This is a genomic window from Phreatobacter sp. AB_2022a, assembly GCF_026847585.1.
GTDB lineage: Bacteria > Pseudomonadota > Alphaproteobacteria > Rhizobiales > Phreatobacteraceae > Phreatobacter.
The window spans coordinates 1-19,544 of the sequence record NZ_JAPSET010000048.1; the positions used below are offsets into that span (position 1 = coordinate 1).

Annotated in this window: 15 protein-coding genes; 6 read left to right on the top strand and 9 right to left on the bottom strand. The window is 63.2% G+C overall.

Annotation, left to right across the window (positions count from 1 at the left end; translation table 11 throughout):
* Positions 1-23: 23 nt before the first annotated feature.
* The 8 genes from OZ671_RS25995 to OZ671_RS26030 form a co-directional block, all read right to left on the bottom strand.
* Positions 24-275 (bottom strand): hypothetical protein, encoded by a 252-nt coding sequence (locus OZ671_RS25995; protein WP_268863406.1) that lies wholly within the window; start codon positions 273-275, stop codon positions 24-26.
* A 2-nt stretch (positions 276-277) separates the two neighbouring features.
* Positions 278-1,858 carry an IS66 family transposase gene (gene tnpC, locus OZ671_RS26000; protein ID WP_268863407.1) on the bottom strand — a complete coding sequence of 527 codons (1,581 nt, stop codon included), beginning with the start codon at positions 1,856-1,858 and terminating at the stop codon, positions 278-280.
* Positions 1,859-1,941: 83 nt separating this feature from the next.
* Positions 1,942-2,220 carry an IS66 family insertion sequence element accessory protein TnpB gene (gene tnpB, locus OZ671_RS26005; protein ID WP_268863408.1) on the bottom strand — a complete coding sequence of 93 codons (279 nt, stop codon included), beginning with the start codon at positions 2,218-2,220 and terminating at the stop codon, positions 1,942-1,944.
* Positions 2,133-2,438, bottom strand: coding sequence for a DNA methyltransferase (locus tag OZ671_RS26010; protein ID WP_268863444.1), 306 nt, complete (start codon positions 2,436-2,438; stop codon positions 2,133-2,135). Before OZ671_RS26010 ends, tnpB begins: the two co-directional genes overlap by 88 nt.
* Positions 2,439-2,541: 103 nt before the next feature.
* Complete coding sequence (locus tag OZ671_RS26015; RefSeq protein WP_268863409.1) at positions 2,542-4,167, bottom strand: PIN domain-containing protein; 1,626 nt, start codon at positions 4,165-4,167, stop codon at positions 2,542-2,544.
* A gap of 517 nt (positions 4,168-4,684) precedes the next feature.
* On the bottom strand, positions 4,685-6,025 hold the full coding sequence (locus OZ671_RS26020) for a hypothetical protein (protein WP_268863410.1): 1,341 nt from the start codon (positions 6,023-6,025) through the stop codon (positions 4,685-4,687).
* A gap of 119 nt (positions 6,026-6,144) precedes the next feature.
* Positions 6,145-7,446 carry a ParA family protein gene (locus OZ671_RS26025; protein ID WP_268863411.1) on the bottom strand — a complete coding sequence of 434 codons (1,302 nt, stop codon included), beginning with the start codon at positions 7,444-7,446 and terminating at the stop codon, positions 6,145-6,147.
* Positions 7,443-7,829 (bottom strand): HEPN domain-containing protein, encoded by a 387-nt coding sequence (locus OZ671_RS26030; protein WP_268863412.1) that lies wholly within the window; start codon positions 7,827-7,829, stop codon positions 7,443-7,445. Before OZ671_RS26030 ends, OZ671_RS26025 begins: the two co-directional genes overlap by 4 nt.
* Before the next feature lie 460 nt (positions 7,830-8,289).
* Here OZ671_RS26030 and OZ671_RS26035 point away from each other — a divergent pair, with 460 nt between their 5' ends.
* The 5 genes from OZ671_RS26035 to OZ671_RS26055 all read left to right on the top strand — a co-directional run bounded on the left by OZ671_RS26035 (position 8,290) and on the right by OZ671_RS26055 (position 16,025).
* Positions 8,290-8,469 (top strand): hypothetical protein, encoded by a 180-nt coding sequence (locus OZ671_RS26035; RefSeq protein WP_268863413.1) that lies wholly within the window; start codon positions 8,290-8,292, stop codon positions 8,467-8,469.
* Positions 8,470-8,689: 220 nt separating this feature from the next.
* The gene (locus OZ671_RS26040) at positions 8,690-9,595 is read left to right on the top strand and encodes a DUF3991 and TOPRIM domain-containing protein (protein ID WP_268863414.1); all 906 of its coding nucleotides are present in this window, start codon (positions 8,690-8,692) and stop codon (positions 9,593-9,595) included.
* A gap of 236 nt (positions 9,596-9,831) precedes the next feature.
* Positions 9,832-10,434 (top strand): DUF1419 domain-containing protein, encoded by a 603-nt coding sequence (locus tag OZ671_RS26045; protein WP_268863445.1) that lies wholly within the window; start codon positions 9,832-9,834, stop codon positions 10,432-10,434.
* Between the two features lie 8 nt (positions 10,435-10,442).
* The gene (locus tag OZ671_RS26050) at positions 10,443-10,841 is read left to right on the top strand and encodes a DUF3085 domain-containing protein (RefSeq protein ID WP_268863415.1); all 399 of its coding nucleotides are present in this window, start codon (positions 10,443-10,445) and stop codon (positions 10,839-10,841) included.
* A 108-nt stretch (positions 10,842-10,949) separates the two neighbouring features.
* Positions 10,950-16,025 (top strand): Eco57I restriction-modification methylase domain-containing protein, encoded by a 5,076-nt coding sequence (locus OZ671_RS26055; RefSeq protein ID WP_268863446.1) that lies wholly within the window; start codon positions 10,950-10,952, stop codon positions 16,023-16,025.
* A gap of 176 nt (positions 16,026-16,201) precedes the next feature.
* Here OZ671_RS26055 and OZ671_RS26060 read toward each other — a convergent pair whose 3' ends face one another.
* Positions 16,202-17,293, bottom strand: a complete 1,092-nt coding sequence (locus OZ671_RS26060) for a heme-binding protein (RefSeq protein ID WP_268863416.1) — start codon at positions 17,291-17,293, stop codon at positions 16,202-16,204.
* 506 nt (positions 17,294-17,799) lie between these two features.
* Between OZ671_RS26060 and OZ671_RS26065 the strand changes: the two genes are divergently transcribed.
* Entirely contained in the window at positions 17,800-19,458 is a 1,659-nt protein-coding gene (locus tag OZ671_RS26065; RefSeq protein WP_268863417.1) for a ParB N-terminal domain-containing protein, read from the top strand.
* Positions 19,459-19,544 lie beyond the last annotated feature (86 nt).

Genomic DNA, 19,544 nt, shown 5'->3' on the forward strand with positions numbered 1-19,544 from the left:
CACCATCCATAGTAAGCGCCCGGTTATGACCCTGGTTCTTGCCGGGGATCATTTTGGCTTGTGGTCCGATAGGCTTTGTGCGCGCGGATGAAGTCGGCCAAGCTTTCGAGGCCGAAGTCTGTGAAGGCAGGAACCTGCTGCTCGTTGGGCCCATGGACCCAGAGACAACCATCCTCTGGTTCCATGTCGATGTACACTTCCCACAGCAGCTCGGCGTCCTCACTGAGCATTTCGGCTGCAAGCGACAGGGTATAGACCCGGGTGACCGCGGCCACGGTCAGGCCGCCACGATGGGATCGGATCGGCCGCGCCAGTTCCAGGGGAGGAGTTCATCGATGCGGCTGGCCGGATGGCCTGCGACGCGGCCGATCAGGTCGGCGAGATAGGCCTCCGGGTTGATGCGGTTCAGCTTGCAGGTCTGGATCAGGGTATAGAAGACCGCGGCACGCTCGCCGCCGGCGTCCGAACCGAGGAAGGTCCAGTTGCGCCGGCCGAGGGTCAGCGGACGGATCGCCCGCTCGGCGGCATTGTTGGTCATTTCCAGACGGCCGTCTTCGGTGAAGCGGCAGAGCGCCTGCCAGCGATTGAGGCTGTAGCGGATGGCCTTGGCGAGATCACCCTTGCGGCTGATCCTGCCCAGGCTGGTTTCCAGGTCCTCCTTGAGGTCGGCCAGCAGCGGCATACTTTGAGCCTGGCGCGCAGCCAGGCGCGCTTCGGCGCTGTGGCCGTTGATCTGGCGCTCGATGGCGAAGATCGCGCCGATCTTGTCCAGTGCCCGGCGCACGATCGGCGATTTGGTCCTGGCGTGCTCGTCGAACAGTTCACGCCTGGCATGGGCCCAGCAAGCGGCCGGCTCCAGGCGCGGGCGGCCGGTGACGGGGTCCGGTTCGTAGAGCTTGTCGAAGCCGGCATAAGCGTCGGCGTGCAGGAAGCCGCGGACCGGCGCCAGCAGGACTTGGGCGTACTCGCCCTTGCGGTCGGGCGCGTAGCGATAGAAGGCCGCCGGCGGATTGGGCGAGCCCCAGGGGCCTTCGTCGCGCACGACGACCCATAGCCGGCCGCTTCTGGTGCGCCCGCGGCCGGGATCCTGAACCGGGATCGGCGTGTCGTCGGCATGGACGGCCGGGCTGGCGCGCACATAGTCGCCGATGCGCTCGGCCACCGGCGCCACCAGCCAGGCCGCCCGTCCGACCCAATCGGCCAGGGTCGAGCGATCCAGATCGACGCCCTCGCGGGCATAGATGCCGGATTGCCGGTTCAAAGGCAGGTGGTCGCAATATTTGGCGACCAGCACATGGGCGAGCAGCCCCTGGCCGGGCCGGCCGCGCTCAATCGGCAGGCTGGCCATCGCCGGCTGGGTGATGGTCTCGCAGTCCCGGCAGCTCAGCTTCGGCCGCACATGCACGATGACCTTGAAGTGCGACGGCACGTATTCCAGCACCTCGCGTTCATCGTCGCCGATCTTGCGCAGCCGCTGCGAACCGCAGGCCGGACAGGCACAGGCCCCGGCATGGGTGACGATCTCGCGCAGCAGGTGATCGGGCAGCGGCCGGCGGTTGCCCACCCGCTGGGAACTGGCCGGCACCGGCATCGCTCCCGGCGCCGCCGCGGTCGCAGCCCGGCGGGCTTCGCCGGCGGCCTCGGCCTCCTCCAGGTCGCCGATGATCAGTTCGAGCAGATCGATCTGGCGATCGAGCTTCTCCGACGACTGGCCGAAGCGCGCGCGCCGCAGGGCCGCCAACTGGGCTTTCAGCTTCTCGATATGCAGCGTCTTGGCGTAAAGCTCGGCCTGCAAAGCCGCCGCGAACGCACGCAGCGCGTCCGGATCCGACGGCAGTTCCACAGTGGCGACAGACATGCCAGCTTATAGCAGGATCATGGCTCAAAAGTAGCAGGATCATGGCTCAAAAGCGAGAATAGATCATTGGAATCAGGAGTTTATTAGACAGTCTCCGGGGGCGTGGCCGGCGTCGGCGCAACCGTCCGGCGCCAATCGATGCCCTCGATGAGCAAGGCCAACTGAGCCGGCGTCAGCTGAAGCCGGCCCGCCACGATCGGCGGCCAGACGAACTTTCCCTGCTCCAGGCGCTTGGCGAACAGGCACAGCCCACTGCCGTCCCAGGCCAGAATCTTCACCATATCGCCGCGCTTGCCCCGGAACACGAACAGCGCGCCCGAGAACGGATCGGCGGCCAGCACGGTCTGGACCTGCGCGGCCATCCTGCCGATATCAGCCGTCGGGTGGCAGTTTCGACGTATCGTCGGTCGAGCTCGATGCCGAGCGCAGGCCGGTCCAGCTGGCGGGCAGCGACCAAGCTCGATCCCGAGCCGCAGAAAGGGTCGAGGATCAGGCTACTCCGCGGGCAGAACGCCTCGACCAGTGGCGCCTGGCCCACGGCGCGCGGGGACGGCTTCAACGTCCAGATCCCGCCCGGCATCGCGGTCTCGGGCAATCTGGTGCTGGTGCCCAAGAAGGAAAGTCAGCGGTAAGCGGAGGGGCCCTTCGGGGCCCTTTTGCATGTCGTGCGGTAGGTGCCTCGATCACTTCGGCAGAGCGGACCGAACGTGATCCGCCCGATCGACTTCGTCGACCTCCACGTGGATGTCGAAGGCCTGCCGCAGGGTTTCCCGTTGATTTTTCGCCGTCACCGTGACGTGAAGCTGGCCAGCGAGGGGCTCCGCTGATGAGACGGTCGCAAAAATGATCAGCTCGAAAGTCCGCGGCTCGCCACCGTGCATGAAGCGATCGCAATCTCGCTCCCAGCGGGTTGCGCCGTGGCGCTTGTCGAGCGGGGTCATCCAGTAGAAACCCTGAGGATCGCGTTGAAAATCGAGGGGGTCGAGAAGCTTCGGCATCTCGATCTGATTTAGCAATCGGGCACTGGTGGCTTGCACCAAGGCCGCCGCGGATCCAGGCCTTGGCGAAAGCAGCGCATCCCGTCCGGCCAGCCTATCCATCACGCTGTGGAATTCGGTCACACCGCGAGGTTGCCGCATCAAAGATTCGGTCATCTTGTCGAATGTGGTCCGATTGCCTGCGGCCGCCGCGGCCGACAAGCTACGAATGCTCACTCGTTCGGGCTGCGCGGGCGCAACTATGGTCGGTTGCGGCGGAGAGGGCGGTGTCGAAAGTTTCTTCAAAGTCGGCGGTGGCATGTCCGGACCAGGAAGCTCAATCGGTTGATCCTGACCGGGCTTCTTCGGCGGCCGGACGGCAAACTTGAAGGGGCCGGAAAGCTCAAAAATCACGCGCACGTGGTCGGCGGGCTCGACGCCCGTATTGACCAGGTCGACCTCGAACTGGAAAAACACAGCGCGCTTTCGGGCGGCGTCCACGGCCTGATCCAGAAGCTCATTCACGGATGCGCGCCAGGCGCTGTGCTGCTTACGGTAGCGAGATATATCCTCGACGCTTGGCGCGACCCACTGTCCGCCTCCATTGGGTGGTTGGGACGGCAATGCCAGCAGGTTCTCCTCAAGCGGCCACCGCTGATCCACTTCGGTGAGAACGACCGTTTTTTGCGCGCTCGTCAGATGCGGCATCCACCACGTTCTGGCGCGGATCGCAGGCACTTCTGCGTCGGCTTGAAATAGCTTGAGACCAAGCTTCGGTCCTTTGCGCCGCGCTTCGGCGAGCTCAGCCTTCAGTTGTTGCAGCTCCTTCTGGCGCTCATCGGCTTCGGGCTTCAGCATCCAGTCTTCGGGAACGCGCGCGACCTTCACACCGAAATGGATGGCCCGTGCGATAGATCCCGGGTCATTGGTCAGCAGGATCGCTTCGTTGCCGACGTTCTGGCTGTTGAAGGAAAGCATGTCCGCGATGACTTGGTCGTCCTGGCTTCGGTCCTCCAGGTCAGACGGCGCTACGAAACCCGGGGCCCGCTGTACATATTGGAGAACCACACGTGGTCCGGCGGCTCGGTGTTCAAAGGGAGCGCCGTTCAGTGCGGCGTCTGCGAGCAGCGCGGAGAACTTTTTCGCACGCTCCTGCCGTCGTCCTTTGGACTCATACTTTTTGAGCTCGAGTTCCTTTTGAACCTGCTTGCCTACGATGATTCGGACTTCCTTGACGTCGGTCCCCAACAGCGTTTTCCAGTCGCACTCGGCTGGGTCTTTGAAGTGCATGAAGTAGTTGGTGTCAGCAAACACATTCACTGCTCGTCCCATCGGGTTCTCCAGCCACCGCGTCGCCGGCGCTAATTTAAGAAGCAGGCGAGCGAAATCCAGCCTGCCAGGCCCTTACCGTGCAACCGGAGGGGACGTAATCCTGGGTAATGCTCGCCGGTGGGGAGGGGATCTGTAAATAAGCGCCGAAACGAGATCCAGGGACAATGAATGTCAACCTACTGATTCAATTTATCAAATTTCCTGATTTCTGGGGTCCCGGCCGGCGCCGATCGGGACCTCCATCGAAATGCGATACTTACACCAAATCAACGCATTGCGCCGATCTGAGGTGGGGTCTCGCTTCGGTGCTTTCTCACACCTTGTCGTCGGCAGACCAGTCCGGACGGCGCCCCGCCCCCGTGAAGACCTCAAACCGCCGAACCGAGTAAGCTGGATCATGGAACCCGCGCCACGCGGTCGTCCCTGGATCAGGTAAGCGACCAGGCCGCGAGAGCGGCAGCAGCTTTCTGAATATCGCTACCGAAGGTGGCCGGAAGAGAGACCGCCCTCCATGACCTTAGCGCCGGCGCGCTGAGGGCGGACGAACACCACCACGCCGTTTGATGCCTGCAGCAACCCGGAATATGTCGGGGACGTTGATGCGGTTCTCTGTCCTAAATTCGACGACCCCGATATTTGTCATGGCCTGCAAAAGGGCTTCCTCGGGATTTCCACGACTATCAAGTATTTCAAGCGGCAGAAGTCGCGATTGAGCTTGTGCATCGGCTGTAATGCCTTGAACAGTCTTGCGATCCCTCCAGCGTTTAATGAACGTGGTTGGTTCGCATGGAACTTCAAGGCCATCCAGAGCATTCAAAACTTCCTCAATCCACTCATAGTCTTCTTTCAGCTGCTGAACCCTGACGGACGAGGCGTTCTGCACCCCGGTGCGAATGCCAACATGGTCGATTACCGAACTCCGCGGCGGTGGCCGATACTCGGCGGACCGTTGTATCGCCGTAATAAAGCTGCGAGGACTGGTCTCCCCAAAAGTGTCGGCCAAATGGCTGTAAAGCCAGTTATAAGGACGACCTCGCTTGGGTCCCGCTCCCATGTAATCCCCAGCAAGTCTGTGGAAGAGTTCCTCTTGCAGGGCTTCATTGCTAAGGAGGCCTTCGAGCGTCTCCTCAGCGCTTTCGTCCTCACCCATGAGGCGCAGCAACGACTCCTTGGACGACTGGTTGCTGGAGAGATACTTGTATAGGAGACCAAATAGTTCCTCCCTGCGCCATACGAGAGCAACCGCATCGGATCGGAGTTTCGAGGCGTCTGCGAAGCGAAAAAGAGTATCGTCTTTAGACTGATCTGTGCGCATGAAAACTTTCGCTTTCATCGCCTTAAACCCACGCATGTCGAGAGCGAGTCGAAGAACGCCTTGAGTAAGCGGAGTTATAATGTCCCAATTGCGACCGAGTCGGTCTAGCGCATCAAATACAATGAGGAAGGTCTCCCTTCTATCAAGATAATATTTGTCAGCACGCCGAAGTGCATGCTCGCAGCGCTCCACGTCCGCATTGCTCCATGCGATGATATCCTTCAAGCTCGTTGGCAAAGCGTCACCGATTGTGCCTCCAAGCCCCTTGAGCAGAACGGCGCGCCAGATAGCCTCCGGGTCGTGACCGTCTTTGTGCAAGGCTGACAAAACAGCGGGAGAAGGCGCCGGCCCATCGTCCTTTCCGGCATCCTCATGGAAGCCTAAAACAGCCTGGATCCGCATTAAAGGAAGGCGCGGGTAACTGGGGGCAACAGCTTCGCGCGTTTCATGGTGTGTTAGCACGGAGGACCAGAAGCTTTTCCCTACTCCCCGGTTGCCGATGACCAAAGATCGCTGTGGATCCAGCGCGTTCGCATGCAGCATCGGAGCGAAGATTGTCGCGGGGTTTGGCGGGTTTTGAGCTTGGTGGGCTGCGCCAGGCTCTAGACTCCGCAGGGCGTCGCGCAGGACTTGGAGGTCGCCTGGGGTGGCCTTCGAACGTCTCACGCTTTCAATCCGATCTTTGTGCGTAGCGCCTCGATGAAAGGCCCAAACGTCCTATCATACATATGGGATGAAAACTGATCGACCTTGGCAATCGGGTCGAACTCTGCGTAATTCGAGTCTCCGAGTATCGGCCATGCGTAGTGCGGCGCTGATACGTCTTCGTAATCGAAATTGAACGCCTCCTCCTCGATACCTTCTTCGGCGTCATAGATCGTGTCTGAAAACATTTCGTAGGTGTTTGTTCGGAAGTTCGCCTGCGTCTTCGGATCGGCCTGGGCCTTGGCTTGAACCATGCGTAGGCGGTATCGCCAATCATTGTCACCTGAAGCTTCTGGCCGGAAGCGCTGAAGGTGAGCGAGGAAATATCGGTACCCCGCGAATGTCTGAGGAGTATCTACGCCAAACAATAAAATCTCGGCGCCAAGGCCCAGGATAGCTCCGGCTGTTGCTTCGTTAAGACCTGCCCTCGCGTCTATAAAGACGGCATCATAGCGATTGCGTTCGCATAGGCGCCTGACAAGCTCACGAGTTCTATCGAGGAAGGAGATAACGGTGCCGTTAACATCGCTCTTCTCCACGTAGGCGCGTGCAATCTTGCCAAGGATGTTCTGAGGGCTGGCATTGCCCTCACTCCCAACGGCTGGCGCGACATGCACCAGTCCGAGATCTGCGAGCTGGCTTGGCACGACAAGGTCATCGAAGAAGCTATCCTCTATCTCTGAGACACCAGACTCAATGAAGAAGTCCAGCGTTCCAAAACGAGGAGGTTCTTTCAGTAGCATCTCGCCTAAGCCAGGAGCCTCAAGGTCCAGGTCGATAACAAGGATGTTGAATCCAGCCCGCGAAAGAGCGGCAGCTGAGACTGCGAGAGCTGTCGAGCGTCCAACGCCTCCTTTATGGCTGGCGAAGACGACAACAGGGGGGGCTTCGACTATAGGTTCTTGAGGCGGCCTTAGCCAGTCCTGTCCGACAATTCGACGCTCAATTACCCGTACGAAGCCATAGTAGGTGCCCGGGCTGTCCACCCACTCAAGATATCCAGCTTCAGGATCGCTCAAAGTTGCGTCGAATAGATCGCCAGGATCGGCGACTGGATTTTCAGCGTCCACCCATGGCGACAGTTCAGCCGCCTGCTCACGCAGTCGAGAGATGATAGTAGCGTCAAGGGACTTTAGTATGATGAAAGTGAGCTTCCCGTACGCATCGCGAAGAAAGACGTGCTCGAGCATCTCCTCTGGACCAAGTAGTTCTTGGACGAGAGCTGCGAATTTTGGAAGAGCTTCGTCATAGTGGGTCATTTTGGTCTGCGTCTCAAATCGGCTGCACCAAGCGTTCGCGTGGCATCAGTCCGCCATCGCTCGTAGCTATCCGTGTCGGTTTCCCCGTTCGCTGCGTAGCGCGCCTCAACCGCCCACCCGGCCATGAAGCCCTGTTTCTCGATGACCGTAAACAGGGGATGCTTACGTCGGCCCTGTAGCGCTTTCTTCGCACGCTCCAGTAAGTGGGGCAGATGCAAATGAGGAGCTTCAGCAGCAGGCCGCGTTGCCTCGATCGCTGATTTAATTGCGCACTCCACAGCGTAGCCGACAAGGTAGCCTGCACCGTCAAGGTGCCCGCTTTCAGCCAACCGGTGGGCATCGTCGTAATGCCGCAAAGCGGCCTCGCGGTAGGACTCGGGCACCAAGTTTCTCGCTCTCCCTGCCGATCCTATAGCACAGCTTCTGCCACAATCTGCCTTTGGCTCAAAAGGTACACCCTGCGACCCATGCACCAAGTACCGGCCCGTTCGTTTGCGCGATACCGACGAGTTGCCTCAGGTCGCCTTCGTCAGCGCTCGCCGTCGCGATGGTGCTGGAGGTCTCGACCGGAGGAGGGAGCGGCAAGGCGGGTGTGGAGGCATAGGTGTGACCCGGCGAAGTCGGAATGTGGCTGCGGCTCATATCGGCGGAAGGGGAACTGCCCGCTCTCGAATGGGGCTCACCTTTGGTCCAGGCCCAGGCCTGACACGATCAACCCACAGGGGGTCCGCTAGCAAGCTGCGGCCGCTTGGGCCCTGCCCTGCGCGGTGATCGCGGCCGTTCCCGGACACTCCGGTCGCCTGTCGAGCGGGACGGTCCCGCTCCCGAAGACAGGAGCCGAAAATGTCGCACAACCTCGACCTCGCCCAGAACCACGCCTGGAACCTGGCGCGCACCCTCATGGTGCCGGTCACGCTCTTCCGGACGAGCGGCGAATACGGCGTCATGCCGACGGCGGACACCGACGACTCCGACGACCTCGAACTCATCCACGAGTTCGATCCCTGGAGCCCGGCTCGTTGAGCCGGGTAGGGGTGGCCGGCCTGCCGCTTGCGCCCAGCCGGGCGCAAGGGAGGCTTCGCCGCGCTCCTGACCCCACAAATCCGACAGTTTGCCGGCACGCCCTTTGCGCCCGGCCGGCTTCGCGGCCGGGAGGCCCTATCCCCGGAGTGCGGGGATAAGCGAAGCCAAACCGAAGAAAGGGCTGGACAACGCCGGTGCGGCGGGTTCGGCATAGAGCGTCATGGAGAAGAAGGATGTCGACGAGCTGCGGGGGAAGGTGCCCTGCGCGGCCGTCCTGGAACGGGCCGGATTCAAGGTCGACCTGAAGGAGAGCACCCGCAAGGCGGTGAAGTACCGTCGCGGGGACGGGGAAATCGTCATCGTGATCCATGACGGGCGCGGGTGGTTCGATCCCCTGTCGGAGGCCAAGGGCGACGTGTTCTCGCTCGCCGAGCATCTCGGCGCCGACGGGTTCGCGGACGCGCTCAAGCGCGTGGCCGAGCTTGTCGGATTCAGGCCGACGCTCCCGGTCTGGAAACGCCCTGCGCGCGATCGGCCGGCAGGAACATTCGCGGGCCGTTGGGACCGGCGTCTGAAGCTACGGCCCGGCTCGCCTGCCTGGCGCTATCTCGCCGATGCCCGCGCCATTCCCGACCACATCATCCAGGAGACGGTCGACCAGGACCGGCTGCGGGAAGGACCCTATAGCAGCATGTGGGCCGCGCACACGGACGAGGCGGGCATTGTCGTCGGCTGGGAGGAGCGCGGCCCGGAATGGCGCGGCTTCTCGAGCGGTGGTACCAAGCTGCTCTTCCGCTTCGGCGCGCCGCGGCCCGGCCGCGTCTGCGTCATGGAAGCGGCGATCGACGCGATGAGCCTTGCTGCGATCGAAGGCCTGCGCCATGGCACCGCCTATGTCAGCACGGGCGGCGGCTGGTCGCCGGCGACCGAGGCGGCGATCCGCGCTCGCGCGGCCCGGCCGGGCATGCAGCTCGTCGCAGCAACCGACAGCAACCTGCAGGGCGACGTCTTCGGTGATCGGATCCGCGCGATCGCAGTGGAGACCGGCGCCGCCTATGACCGGCTGCGCCCGAACAGCGAGGATTGGAACGACGAGTTGAGGGCCGTTCTCCAGCGCGCGCGCTGAGGCAGCGGCTGAGGCTGAGGTGAAAGAGAGGGAGAGAGGAAAAGGAGAGGACAGGAACCGGTTGCCGCATGCCCGCCAGCCGCCTCAAGGGTGAAGCTTCGCCCGGCTGCGCCGGCCCTTGACCCGGCCGGACGGAGAGGCGGCCGCGGGGGAGGGGTCAGAAGGGCTGAAGGTGATGGCGACCTTGAGGGGTGAGCCGCGCTCCAGCCCGACGAGGCTGAAAGGAGCCCGCCATGATCCCCTCCTCTCCGATTCGCAAGATCTACCAGGGTGTCGCCGACCGCAGGACCATGTTCCGCATGTTCGACCGGCATGCCCAGCGCCCGAACCCCTGGCAGGCCGACGACAGCGCCCTGTTCAGAGGCGAGTGGTTTGAGATCGGCCATGTCGAGCACGACTATATGTTCGACGTCCTGCCGCCGCTCTGGATGCGTCCGGGCATGTTCGCGATGCGCGAATTCCTCACCGACAGCATCACGAGCGTCTTCTTCTCCTTGAAGATCGACGACGATCTACGGTGCTTCCACGGCTATTGCGACCTGGCCCTGCGCGGCGAGCCGGAGCGGATGCGGGACGCGATCGTCGAACGCGAGTCGCGGCCGATCAAGGCGATGACGCGCGCGGAGCGGCTCGAGCATATCTGGTCGAGCACCCATGACGATTATCGTGGCTATGCCGACTGGCGCTTCCCGCCGGAACAGCGCGGCCAGCGCATCGTCATGATGTGTGCGTCGTGGGACAAACGGCACTTCCGATTGCTCGACCAGCTGACCGACGTGGAGATCTCGGCGAAGCTGCCGGTGCATCTGCGCTACCTGCCCGACGCGATCGCCGCGTAGGTGCCGCCATGTTCACCTTCTCCGTGATGGCGGTGCGCACGGTCCTCCTGCGCGGCCGCATCGACGCGTTCATGAACGGCGGCTTCCGCAATCCGCACTATGGCCTCTCTCCCGGCAAGGACGAGAAGCCGGGCCTCTGGCTGGTGGGCGACGAGGGCGTCTACATCATGTCCAATGGCATCCTCGCCGAGGGGCAGCGACCGCTCGTCGTCTATGCCGAGGAATGCGACCCCAAGACCAACCCCGACTCTTGGCACTACAAGCGCCAGCATTTCGGGGGCGATGACGGCATCGAGTTTCTCGATGCCTTCAGGCTCGTGACGCTGATCGCAGCCTCCCCGGCGGCAACGGACCTCATGATCGCGATGACCGACGACAGCCTGTCGATCACGGCGATCCGTCGCTGACAGCGCGGGCCGGCGCGGCCCGATTTCCCAACCATTCGCGACCATCGGTCCTGCCGAACATCCGCCGGCGGGCCGATGCCGCGCGCCCTCATCCCAGGAGACATCACGATGGCGCAAGACGATCCCTTCACCTTCGACCTCTTCGGCAACACTGCCCTATCATCTGGCCTCGGCCTCGGCGTGACAGCTTTCGGCCGCGATTTCGCGCCGGACGACGACGATCCCGATCCCTCGACGCCTGCCCCCGCGATACCGATCGCGGGGGCAGGGCGCTCTTCGGCGCCGGCGCGCCGCGAGCGCGGAGCGGATTTCGAGCTGACCGGCAATCGCGCCCTGGCGAAGGGCTGGAAGGCCCGGGCGCGCGACAACATCGCCGCCATCCTGCTCGCCGCCGAAATCGAGGCGGCCGAGCGCCCGGCGACACGGGACGAGCAGGAGCGGCTGATCCGCTTCACCGGCTTCGGCGCCGGCGATCTCGCCAACGGCGTCTTCCGCCGGCCCGGCGAAATCGATTTCCGCGATGGCTGGGACGAGATCGGCTCGGCGCTGGAGGGAGCTGTCACCGAGGCCGACTATGCCTCGCTCGCGCGCTGCACCCAATACGCCCATTTCACGCCGGAATTCATTATTCGGGCGATCTGGTCCGGGCTCCAGCGCCTCGGCTGGCGCGGCGGGCGGATCCTCGAGCCGGGGATCGGCACGGGCCTCTTTCCAGCATTGATGCCGGAAGCACTGCGGGCCGTCTCCCATGTCACCGGGGTCGAGCTCGATCCCGTCACGGCCCGCATCGCCCGGCTGTTGCAGCCGCGGGCCCGCATCGTCACTGGCGATTTCGCGCGGACCGAGCTGCCGGCGGCCTTCGACCTGGTCGTGGGAAACCCGCCGTTCTCGGACCGGACGGTCCGTTCGGACCACGCCTACCGCTCCCTCGGCCTTCGGCTGCACGACTACTTCATCGCACGCTCGGTCGACCTTCTGAAACCCGGCGCCTTTGCTGCCTTCGTGACCAGCTCCGGCACGATGGACAAGGTAGACGTTACCGCGCGCGAGCACATCGCCAAATCCGCCGATCTGATCGCCGCGATCCGGCTGCCCAAAGGCAGCTTCCGCGCCGAGGCTGGCACGGACGTCGTGGTCGACGTCCTGTTCTTCAGAAAGCGGAAGCCCGGAGAGGCGAAAGGCGACCAGACCTGGCTCGACATTGACGACGTACGCGCGGCGACGGCCGACGAGGGGGCGATCCGGGTCAATCGCTGGTTCGTCCGGCACCCGGATTTCGTGCTCGGCACGCACGCCCTGACTTCCGGACCCTTCGGCGAAACCTATACCTGCCTGCCACAACCGGACGAGGATCTCGAAAAGGCTCTCGCCGCCGCCATCCTTCTCCTTCCGGAAGACATTTACCACGGCGAGCCGACCGAGATCGGCTTCGAGCTCGCCAATGCCGACGATAGCGTCGTCATCGATTTTCCGTCCGGTCGCCATGTCCGCGAAGGCAGCTACTTCTTCGACAGGGCGCAGGGGCTGAAGCAACTGATCGACGGAGAACCCGTCCTGGTGAAGGTCCGGAAAGGGCGCAGCGCTGACGGCATTCCGGAAAAGCACGTCCGCATCATCAGCAAGCTGATCCCGATCCGCGACGCGGTGCGCGAGGTCCTCAAATGCCAGGAGCAGGACCGGCTATGGAAGGATGCGCAGGTTCGGCTCAGGATCGCCTGGTCGAGCTTCGTGCGCGACTTTGGCCCGATCAACCACACGACCGTCTCGATCAGCGAAGACGACGAGACCGGCGAGGTCCGCGAGACCCATCGCCGTCCGAATCTCCAGCCTTTCCTCGACGATCCGGATTGCTGGCTGGTCGCTTCGATCGAGAACTATGATCTCGACACGGACACGGCGAAGCCCGGACCCATCTTCACCGAGCGCGTGATCGCGCCGCCCGCGCCGCCGGTCATCACATCGGCGGCGGATGCTCTTGCTGTCGTGCTCAACGAACGCGGCCGCGTCGATCTCGAGCACATCGCCGAACTTCTCCACGTAGACATCGATCGCGTCGTCGCCGAACTCGGTGACGCGATCTTCCGGAACCCCGCCGACGGATCATGGGAGATGGCCGATGCCTATCTGTCGGGTCCCGTGCGCGACAAACTGGTGGCGGCAGAGGCCGCGGCGAGCCTCGACCCTACCTTCGAACGCAACGTCCGCGCACTCGTTGCCGTCCAGCCCGCGGACCTCGGTCCGTCGGAGATCACCGCTCGCCTTGGTGCGCCGTGGATTCCGGCGACCGATGTGGCCGCCTTCGTCAAAGAGGTGATGGCGGCCGACATCAAGATCCATCATATGCCGGAGCTCGCCTCCTGGACGGTGGATGCGCGCCAGCTCGGCTGGTCAGCCGCCGGCACGTCTGAGTGGGGCACCGATCGTCGCCATGCCGGTGAACTGCTTTCCGATGCACTCAACAGCCGCGTCCCGCAGATTTTCGATACCGTAAGGGACGGCGACAGCGAGCGGCGGGTTCTCAATGTTGTAGACACCGAAGCCGCGAAGGAGAAGCTGTTCAAGATCAAGACCGCGTTTCAGAACTGGGTCTGGTCCGATCCGGACCGCACCGACCGCCTGGCGCGGGTCTATAACGACCGCTTCAACAACGTCGCGCCTCGAAGCTTCAACGGCGATCATCTGAAACTACCGGGCGCCTCTGGCGCCTTTGTTCTTTATGGGCACCAGAAGCGGGGTATCTGGCGCATCATCGCGGCAGGCTCGACTTATCTTGCCTACGCGGTCGGCGCCGGCAAGACCATGACGATGGCCGCCGCGATCATGGAGCAGCGGCGGCTCGGGCTGATCGCCAAGGCGATGCTCGTCGTTCCCGGCCATTGCCTTGCCCAGGCCGCACGGGAGTTTCTCGCGCTCTATCCCTCGGCCCGCATCCTCGTCGCGGATGAGACCAACTTCACCAAGGACAAGCGCGCCCGGTTCCTGTCGCGTGCCGCGACGGCGACCTGGGACGCGATCATCATCACGCATAGCGCGTTTCGCTTCATCGGCGTCCCGTCAGCCTTCGAACAGCAGATGATCCAGGACGAGCTCGCGTTGTTCGAGACCCTGCTGACCAAGGTCGAGAGCGACGATCGCGTCTCCCGCAAACGCCTCGAGCGCCTGAAGGAGGGCTTGCAGGAAAGGCTGGAGGCTCTCGCGACGCGCAAGGATGATCTGCTGACGATCGCCGAACTCGGTATCGACCAGATCATCGTCGACGAGGCTCAGGAATTCCGCAAACTCTCCTTCGCGACCAACATGTCGACGCTGAAGGGTGTCGATCCGAACGGATCGCAGCGCGCCTGGGACCTCTATGTCAAATCCCGGTTCGTAGAGACAAGGAACCCCGGCAGGTCGCTTGTCCTGGCCTCGGGAACGCCGATCACGAACACGCTCGGCGAGATGTTCTCGGTGCAGCGGCTGATGGACCATGCCGCCCTGATGCAGCGTGGCCTGCACGAATTCGATGCCTGGGCCTCGACCTTCGGCGATACGACGACGGAGCTCGAGCTTCAGCCATCGGGCAAGTACAAGCCGGTCTCGCGCTTCGCCAGCTTCGTCAACGTGCCGGAACTTATCGCAATGTTCCGCGCCTTCGCCGATGTCGTGCTGCCGGAGGACCTGCGCCAGTTCGTCAAGGTGCCACTCATCTCAACCGGGCGCCGGCAGATCGTCACGGCGAAGCCGACCGCAGCCTTCAAGCGATATCAGCTCGTGCTCGACGCCCGCATCGAGGCGATCGAGGAACGCGAGCGTCCGCCGCAGCCGGGCGACGACATCCTGCTCTCCGTCATCACCGATGGACGTCACGCGGCGATCGATCTTCGCCTCGTCGATGCCGACAACGACAATGAGCCCGACAACAAGCTCAACAACCTCATCTCGAACGTCCTGCGCATCTGGCGCGAGACCGCGAGCCGCACCTACCTTCAGCCGGACGGCAAGCCCTATGACATCCCCGGCGCCGCGCAGATGATCTTCTCAGACCTCGGCACGATCAGCGTCGAGGCGACCAGGGGCTTCTCCGCCTATCGCTGGATCAAGGACGAGCTCGTTCGGCGTGGCGTGCCGGCGGCGGAAATCGCCTTCATGCAGGACTATAAAAAGTCCGAGGCGAAGCAGCGGCTGTTCGCCGATGTGCGCGCCGGCCGGGTCCGCGTTCTGATCGGCTCTTCAGAGACGATGGGCACCGGCGTCAATGCGCAGCTCAGGCTGAAGGCGCTGCATCACCTGGACGTGCCCTGGCTGCCCTCACAAATCGAGCAGCGCGAAGGCCGTATCGTCCGTCAGGGCAATCAGCACGACGAAGTGGATATCTACGCCTATGCGACCGAAGGTTCGCTCGATGCGACCATGTGGCAGAACAACGAGCGCAAGGCCCGCTTCATCTCCGCAGCGCTCTCCGGCGATACATCGATCCGCAGGCTGGAGGATCTCGGCGAGGGCCAGGCCAACCAGTTCGCCATGGCCAAGGCGATCGCCAGCGGCGATCAGCGACTTATGCAGAAAGCTGGCCTCGAGGCCGATATCGCCCGGCTCGAACGGCTTCGCGCTGCGCATCGGGACGACCTGTTCGCTGTTCGCCGCCAGGTCCGCGATGCCGAGCACGACATTGAGCTCTCGACGCGCCGCATCGCGGAGATCGGCCAGGACATCGAGCGTCTTGTCCCGACCGCCGGCGACGCTTTCGCCATGAGCGCCGCGGGCAAGCGATATGTCGAGCGTAAGGAGGCGGGCCGTGCCCTGATGAAGGAGATCCTCACCCTCGTGCAGCTTCAGCAGGAGGGCGAGACCGTTATCGCCGAAATCGGCGGCTTCCAGCTCGAATATGCCGGCGAGCGCTTCGGCCGGGACGGCTATCGATATGCCACCACGCTGATGCGGACCGGAGCGGACCATGAGATCGAGCTGCCCGTGACGGTGACGCCGCTCGGCGCGGTCGCTCGCCTCGAACACGCGCTCGGTGATTTCGAGGCGGACCGCGAGCGTTATCATCAGCGTCTGGCGGATGCGCGCCGCCGGCTCGCTTCCTATCAGGCGCGGGACGGCGGCGATTTCGCTTTCGCGAACGAGGTTGCGGACAGGAGGCGACAATTGGCGGCGATTGAGCAGGATTTGGCGATGGACCTCGGGCACGCGGCGTGAGTCCTCGGCCATGTCGGGCCCGCGCTCGACATCTTCGATGGGCAGGCTGCCTTCATTCAAGGGGAATGCCCGCCTCCGGAGGCGGGCATTCTTTATGTCGTGGAATGAGTTTCGCGGTTGCGCTTCAATCGACCCACGCGAAGCTGGTTGGCCATGCCGAATTGCACGTGACAATTCTAGACCGCAACAAGTCCCACTGGATCGCCCGTCTTTTCCAGCGTCGCGATGCTGATGTGCGGCCAGGCGGCTCGCTCAGGCAACCCATCGCCTCGAGGCGAAAAGAAGTTCATCATGACGACCTGGGAGTATTGCAGCCGGAGGCGCGGTCGTCCGTGCTCATCCTTCTCGGCAAGTTCCTGAATCCAGAATGTTGACTTCATGCTGACGGGGTCCGCCTCCCGCTTCGAGAAGGGGACGCTCGATATCCCACCGCTCCGTATGGTGGAATCGACCGTCAGGGTCGTCGTCTTCGTAATGTTGACGCCCTTATTGGCGAAGCGAAGAATTTCATTCATGTCGATCGGGCTAAATCCCGGAAAGCCGGAGACCGTCACATTGCCCATGAAGGGATTGGCGATGTAGTGCCTATACGGGTCCAGATATGGATCGGCCCCCGTCGGGTCGGGGAACCGTCCCATCGGCAACCCGGTCAGGCGCGGGATCGCAGGCATCCCCTCCTGAACTGCCCAGTTTCCCAATGCTAGGACCGAATTTCCGTGAGGGATTGAGGCCAGACGAGCAATATTGATATCGACTTCAGTGGCAATTTCACCATCGAATTGGTCGGTCTTCGATAGCAGGCTGTTGTCCTTATCGAAGAGCCACAACCCTGGCTCGTGATGAATGCCATCACCGGGAGCTCCGGCCAAGCCGCTGTCTGGGCGATCTTCAGACGCAACCTGAGTGATGACCTGCTGGTAGTCGACGGTGGCCGTGCGCTGATCGGTATTGGTCTTTCCTGGCCTCAGCAGACCGCGATTGGGCACATTATTGTCGACGAAATCGAACCGGAGCTTCTCGTCATATTGGTTCATCATGACGCGGAATTTGAAACCCGCCGGAGGCGCCGCGGATCCTGCGAACGGCAGGGCGATCATGTTCCAGCCGGTGCCCTTTGCCTCCCAGAACCCAAGTAGCTCTTGAAGGGGTCCTATATCCGGAATGGGTTTCGCCGGCATCGGCGCCGTTTCAAGAAATGTTGTTGTGCGTGGCGAGGCAACTTCAGTAAAGCTTCGCCCGTTAGACGCGGGTTTCCTGCCGACCGCCATGATTTTCCCCCAAATATAGGCGTGTAATCTGCTCCAGATGCTACTTTCGCGATTTTAGAACTGCAACCGGATTCTACGAATCCGGCCTCACGAAACACGGGGTGGTCGCTGAAAGCTTGACGGGGGCCATGTTGGGCGTCCACCTCCCATGCAAAGTCGACCTTGCTGGTCATGGCGGCCGACGTGGGTCTCCCTGTTCCTCCCGCAGAGGCACTATCCTACCCAGGGTAGCATGACGCAAGGGGAATAAAAGTAAGGAGAGAGTTGTAGGTGGAAAAAACCTCCTCGCAGACTGGCCAGGCCGGCAGTGCGTTACTCAATCGCTGCCTGCGCGAGCCCGGCCCGTCGTCCTGCGCAGGGCCTTAAGGCCCTGCTGGTCCAGCCGGACAGGGCTGCTCGGCCGCAATTGTGCCGGCCTGACCGCTCCGCGGGCCGGGAGGGGTCTCGGAAAGGAGACGAGAGAGGACTGGCAGGGGCCGGTCCGCAACCCCCGAAGGAGCATTCCCATGCGTCTCATGAAGGTTGATCCGCGCGCGCTGAAGGACAATCCCGACCGCCTGCGTCAGACGAAGTCCACGCCGCAGGCCGACGCGCTGCTGCTGGCGACCATCAAGGCCGTCGGCATCGTGCAACCACCGGTCATCACCCCGGAAACCGATGGCGGCAACGGCTATGTGATCAATGCCGGCCATCGCCGCGTGAAGCAGGCCATCGCCGCCGGTCTCGACGAGATCGACGTGCTCGTCGACGAAGCGGCGAACGACAATGGGGCCATGCGCTCCATGGTGACGAACATCGCCTTCGAGCCGCTGAATCCCGTCGACCAGTGGCGGGCGATCGAGCGCCTCGTCGCGCTCGGCTGGACCGAGGAGGCGATCGCCGTCGCGCTGGCGCTGCCGGTGCGCCAGATCAAGAAGCTGCGGCTCCTGGCCAATGTGCTGCCGGCCATGCTCGACCATATGGCGAAGGGCGACATGCCCAACGAGCAGCAACTGCGCACGATCGCCGCGGCATCGCTCGACGAGCAGCGCGAGATCTGGAAGGCGCACAAGCCGAAGAAAGGCGATCCGCAGGTCTCCTGGTGGAGCGTCGCCAATGGTCTCTCCAAGAAGCGGATGTACGCGCGCGACGCCAGCTTCGGCGACGACCTGGTCCAGGCTTATGGCATCCAGTGGGTCGAGGATCTGTTCGCCCCGGCCGATCAGGACAGCCGCTACACCACGGATGTCGACGCCTTCCTCGGTGCGCAGCAGGAATGGATGACCGCGAACCTGCCGAAGAGGGGCATCGTCACCGAGGCGAACACCTGGGGCCAGCCGACGCTGCCGCCGAAGGCCGAGCGCGTTCACGGCAAGCCGGGCAAGTCCGACCGCACCGCCATGTATCTCGACCGCGACGGCAAGGTGCAGACGGTCCATTTCCGGATGCCGGAGGCCAAGAAGGCCAAGGACAAGATGGTGGATGATGGCGACGACGCCATAGTCGCCAAGCCACGGCCCCCGGTGACGCGCAAGGGGATCGAGATGATCGGCGATCTGCGCACCGACGCGCTGCACGAGGCTCTCGCCCGCGCGCCGATCGGGGATGACACGCTGATGGCGCTGCTCGTCCTCGGGCTTGCCGGCCGCAACATCACCATCCAGTCGGGGGCTTCGGACGATATCTACGGCTTTGCCCGGATGGATCGTCATGCCGCCCGCCTTGTCGGTGACGATGGCAAGCTCCTCTACGACATGGAGACGCTGCGTGTCGCGGCCCGATCCGCGCTGATCGACGTCCTCTCGGCGCGTCAGAACCGCAGTGCGAGCGGCATCGTCGCTCGGATCGCCGGCGACGCCATCGGCGCCGACAACTTCCTGCCGAACATGGGTACGGAGGACTTCCTCTCGTGCCTGTCGCGGCAGGCGCTGGAGGCGTCCTGCAAGGACACGCCGGTGCTGCCGAGGCCGCGGGTGAAAGATACGCGGGCGGCCCTGGTAGCCCATTTCGCGGAAGAGCGTTTCGTTCATCCGTCCGCGCTGTTCGCGCCCGATGCCGCCGAGCTGGCGGCCTGGCTGTCGTCGAACGAGCCCGATGACGACCAAGAAGTGGATGAGAGCCCGGATGCCGGCGACGGCGATCCCTCGGAGCCCGACGAGGGCACGTTCCGGGAGGCGGCCGAATAGCCGCGCCCCCCCCCCCTTCTTCTTCCGAACGATCTTCCCGCCGCCGGCCATGCCGGCGGCGGTCCTGTTTCCAGCCATGCGCAAAC

Bases quoted from the DNA above. Each gene is read 5' to 3' on its own strand.
- OZ671_RS26055 (WP_268863446.1), top strand. From the start codon at position 10,950: ATGGCGCAAGACGATCCCTTCACCTTCGACCTCTTCGGCAACACTGCC.
- OZ671_RS26060 (WP_268863416.1), bottom strand. From the start codon at position 17,293: ATGGCGGTCGGCAGGAAACCCGCGTCTAACGGGCGAAGCTTTACTGAA.
- tnpB (WP_268863408.1), bottom strand. From the start codon at position 2,220: ATGGCCGCGCAGGTCCAGACCGTGCTGGCCGCCGATCCGTTCTCGGGC.
- OZ671_RS26010 (WP_268863444.1), bottom strand. From the start codon at position 2,438: ATGCCGGGCGGGATCTGGACGTTGAAGCCGTCCCCGCGCGCCGTGGGC.
- tnpC (WP_268863407.1), bottom strand. From the start codon at position 1,858: ATGTCTGTCGCCACTGTGGAACTGCCGTCGGATCCGGACGCGCTGCGT.
- OZ671_RS26050 (WP_268863415.1), top strand. From the start codon at position 10,443: ATGTTCACCTTCTCCGTGATGGCGGTGCGCACGGTCCTCCTGCGCGGC.
- OZ671_RS26040 (WP_268863414.1), top strand. From the start codon at position 8,690: ATGGAGAAGAAGGATGTCGACGAGCTGCGGGGGAAGGTGCCCTGCGCG.
- OZ671_RS26025 (WP_268863411.1), bottom strand. From the start codon at position 7,446: ATGACCCACTATGACGAAGCTCTTCCAAAATTCGCAGCTCTCGTCCAA.
- OZ671_RS26020 (WP_268863410.1), bottom strand. From the start codon at position 6,025: ATGCTGCATGCGAACGCGCTGGATCCACAGCGATCTTTGGTCATCGGC.
- OZ671_RS26015 (WP_268863409.1), bottom strand. From the start codon at position 4,167: ATGGGACGAGCAGTGAATGTGTTTGCTGACACCAACTACTTCATGCAC.
- OZ671_RS26065 (WP_268863417.1), top strand. From the start codon at position 17,800: ATGCGTCTCATGAAGGTTGATCCGCGCGCGCTGAAGGACAATCCCGAC.
- OZ671_RS26035 (WP_268863413.1), top strand. From the start codon at position 8,290: ATGTCGCACAACCTCGACCTCGCCCAGAACCACGCCTGGAACCTGGCG.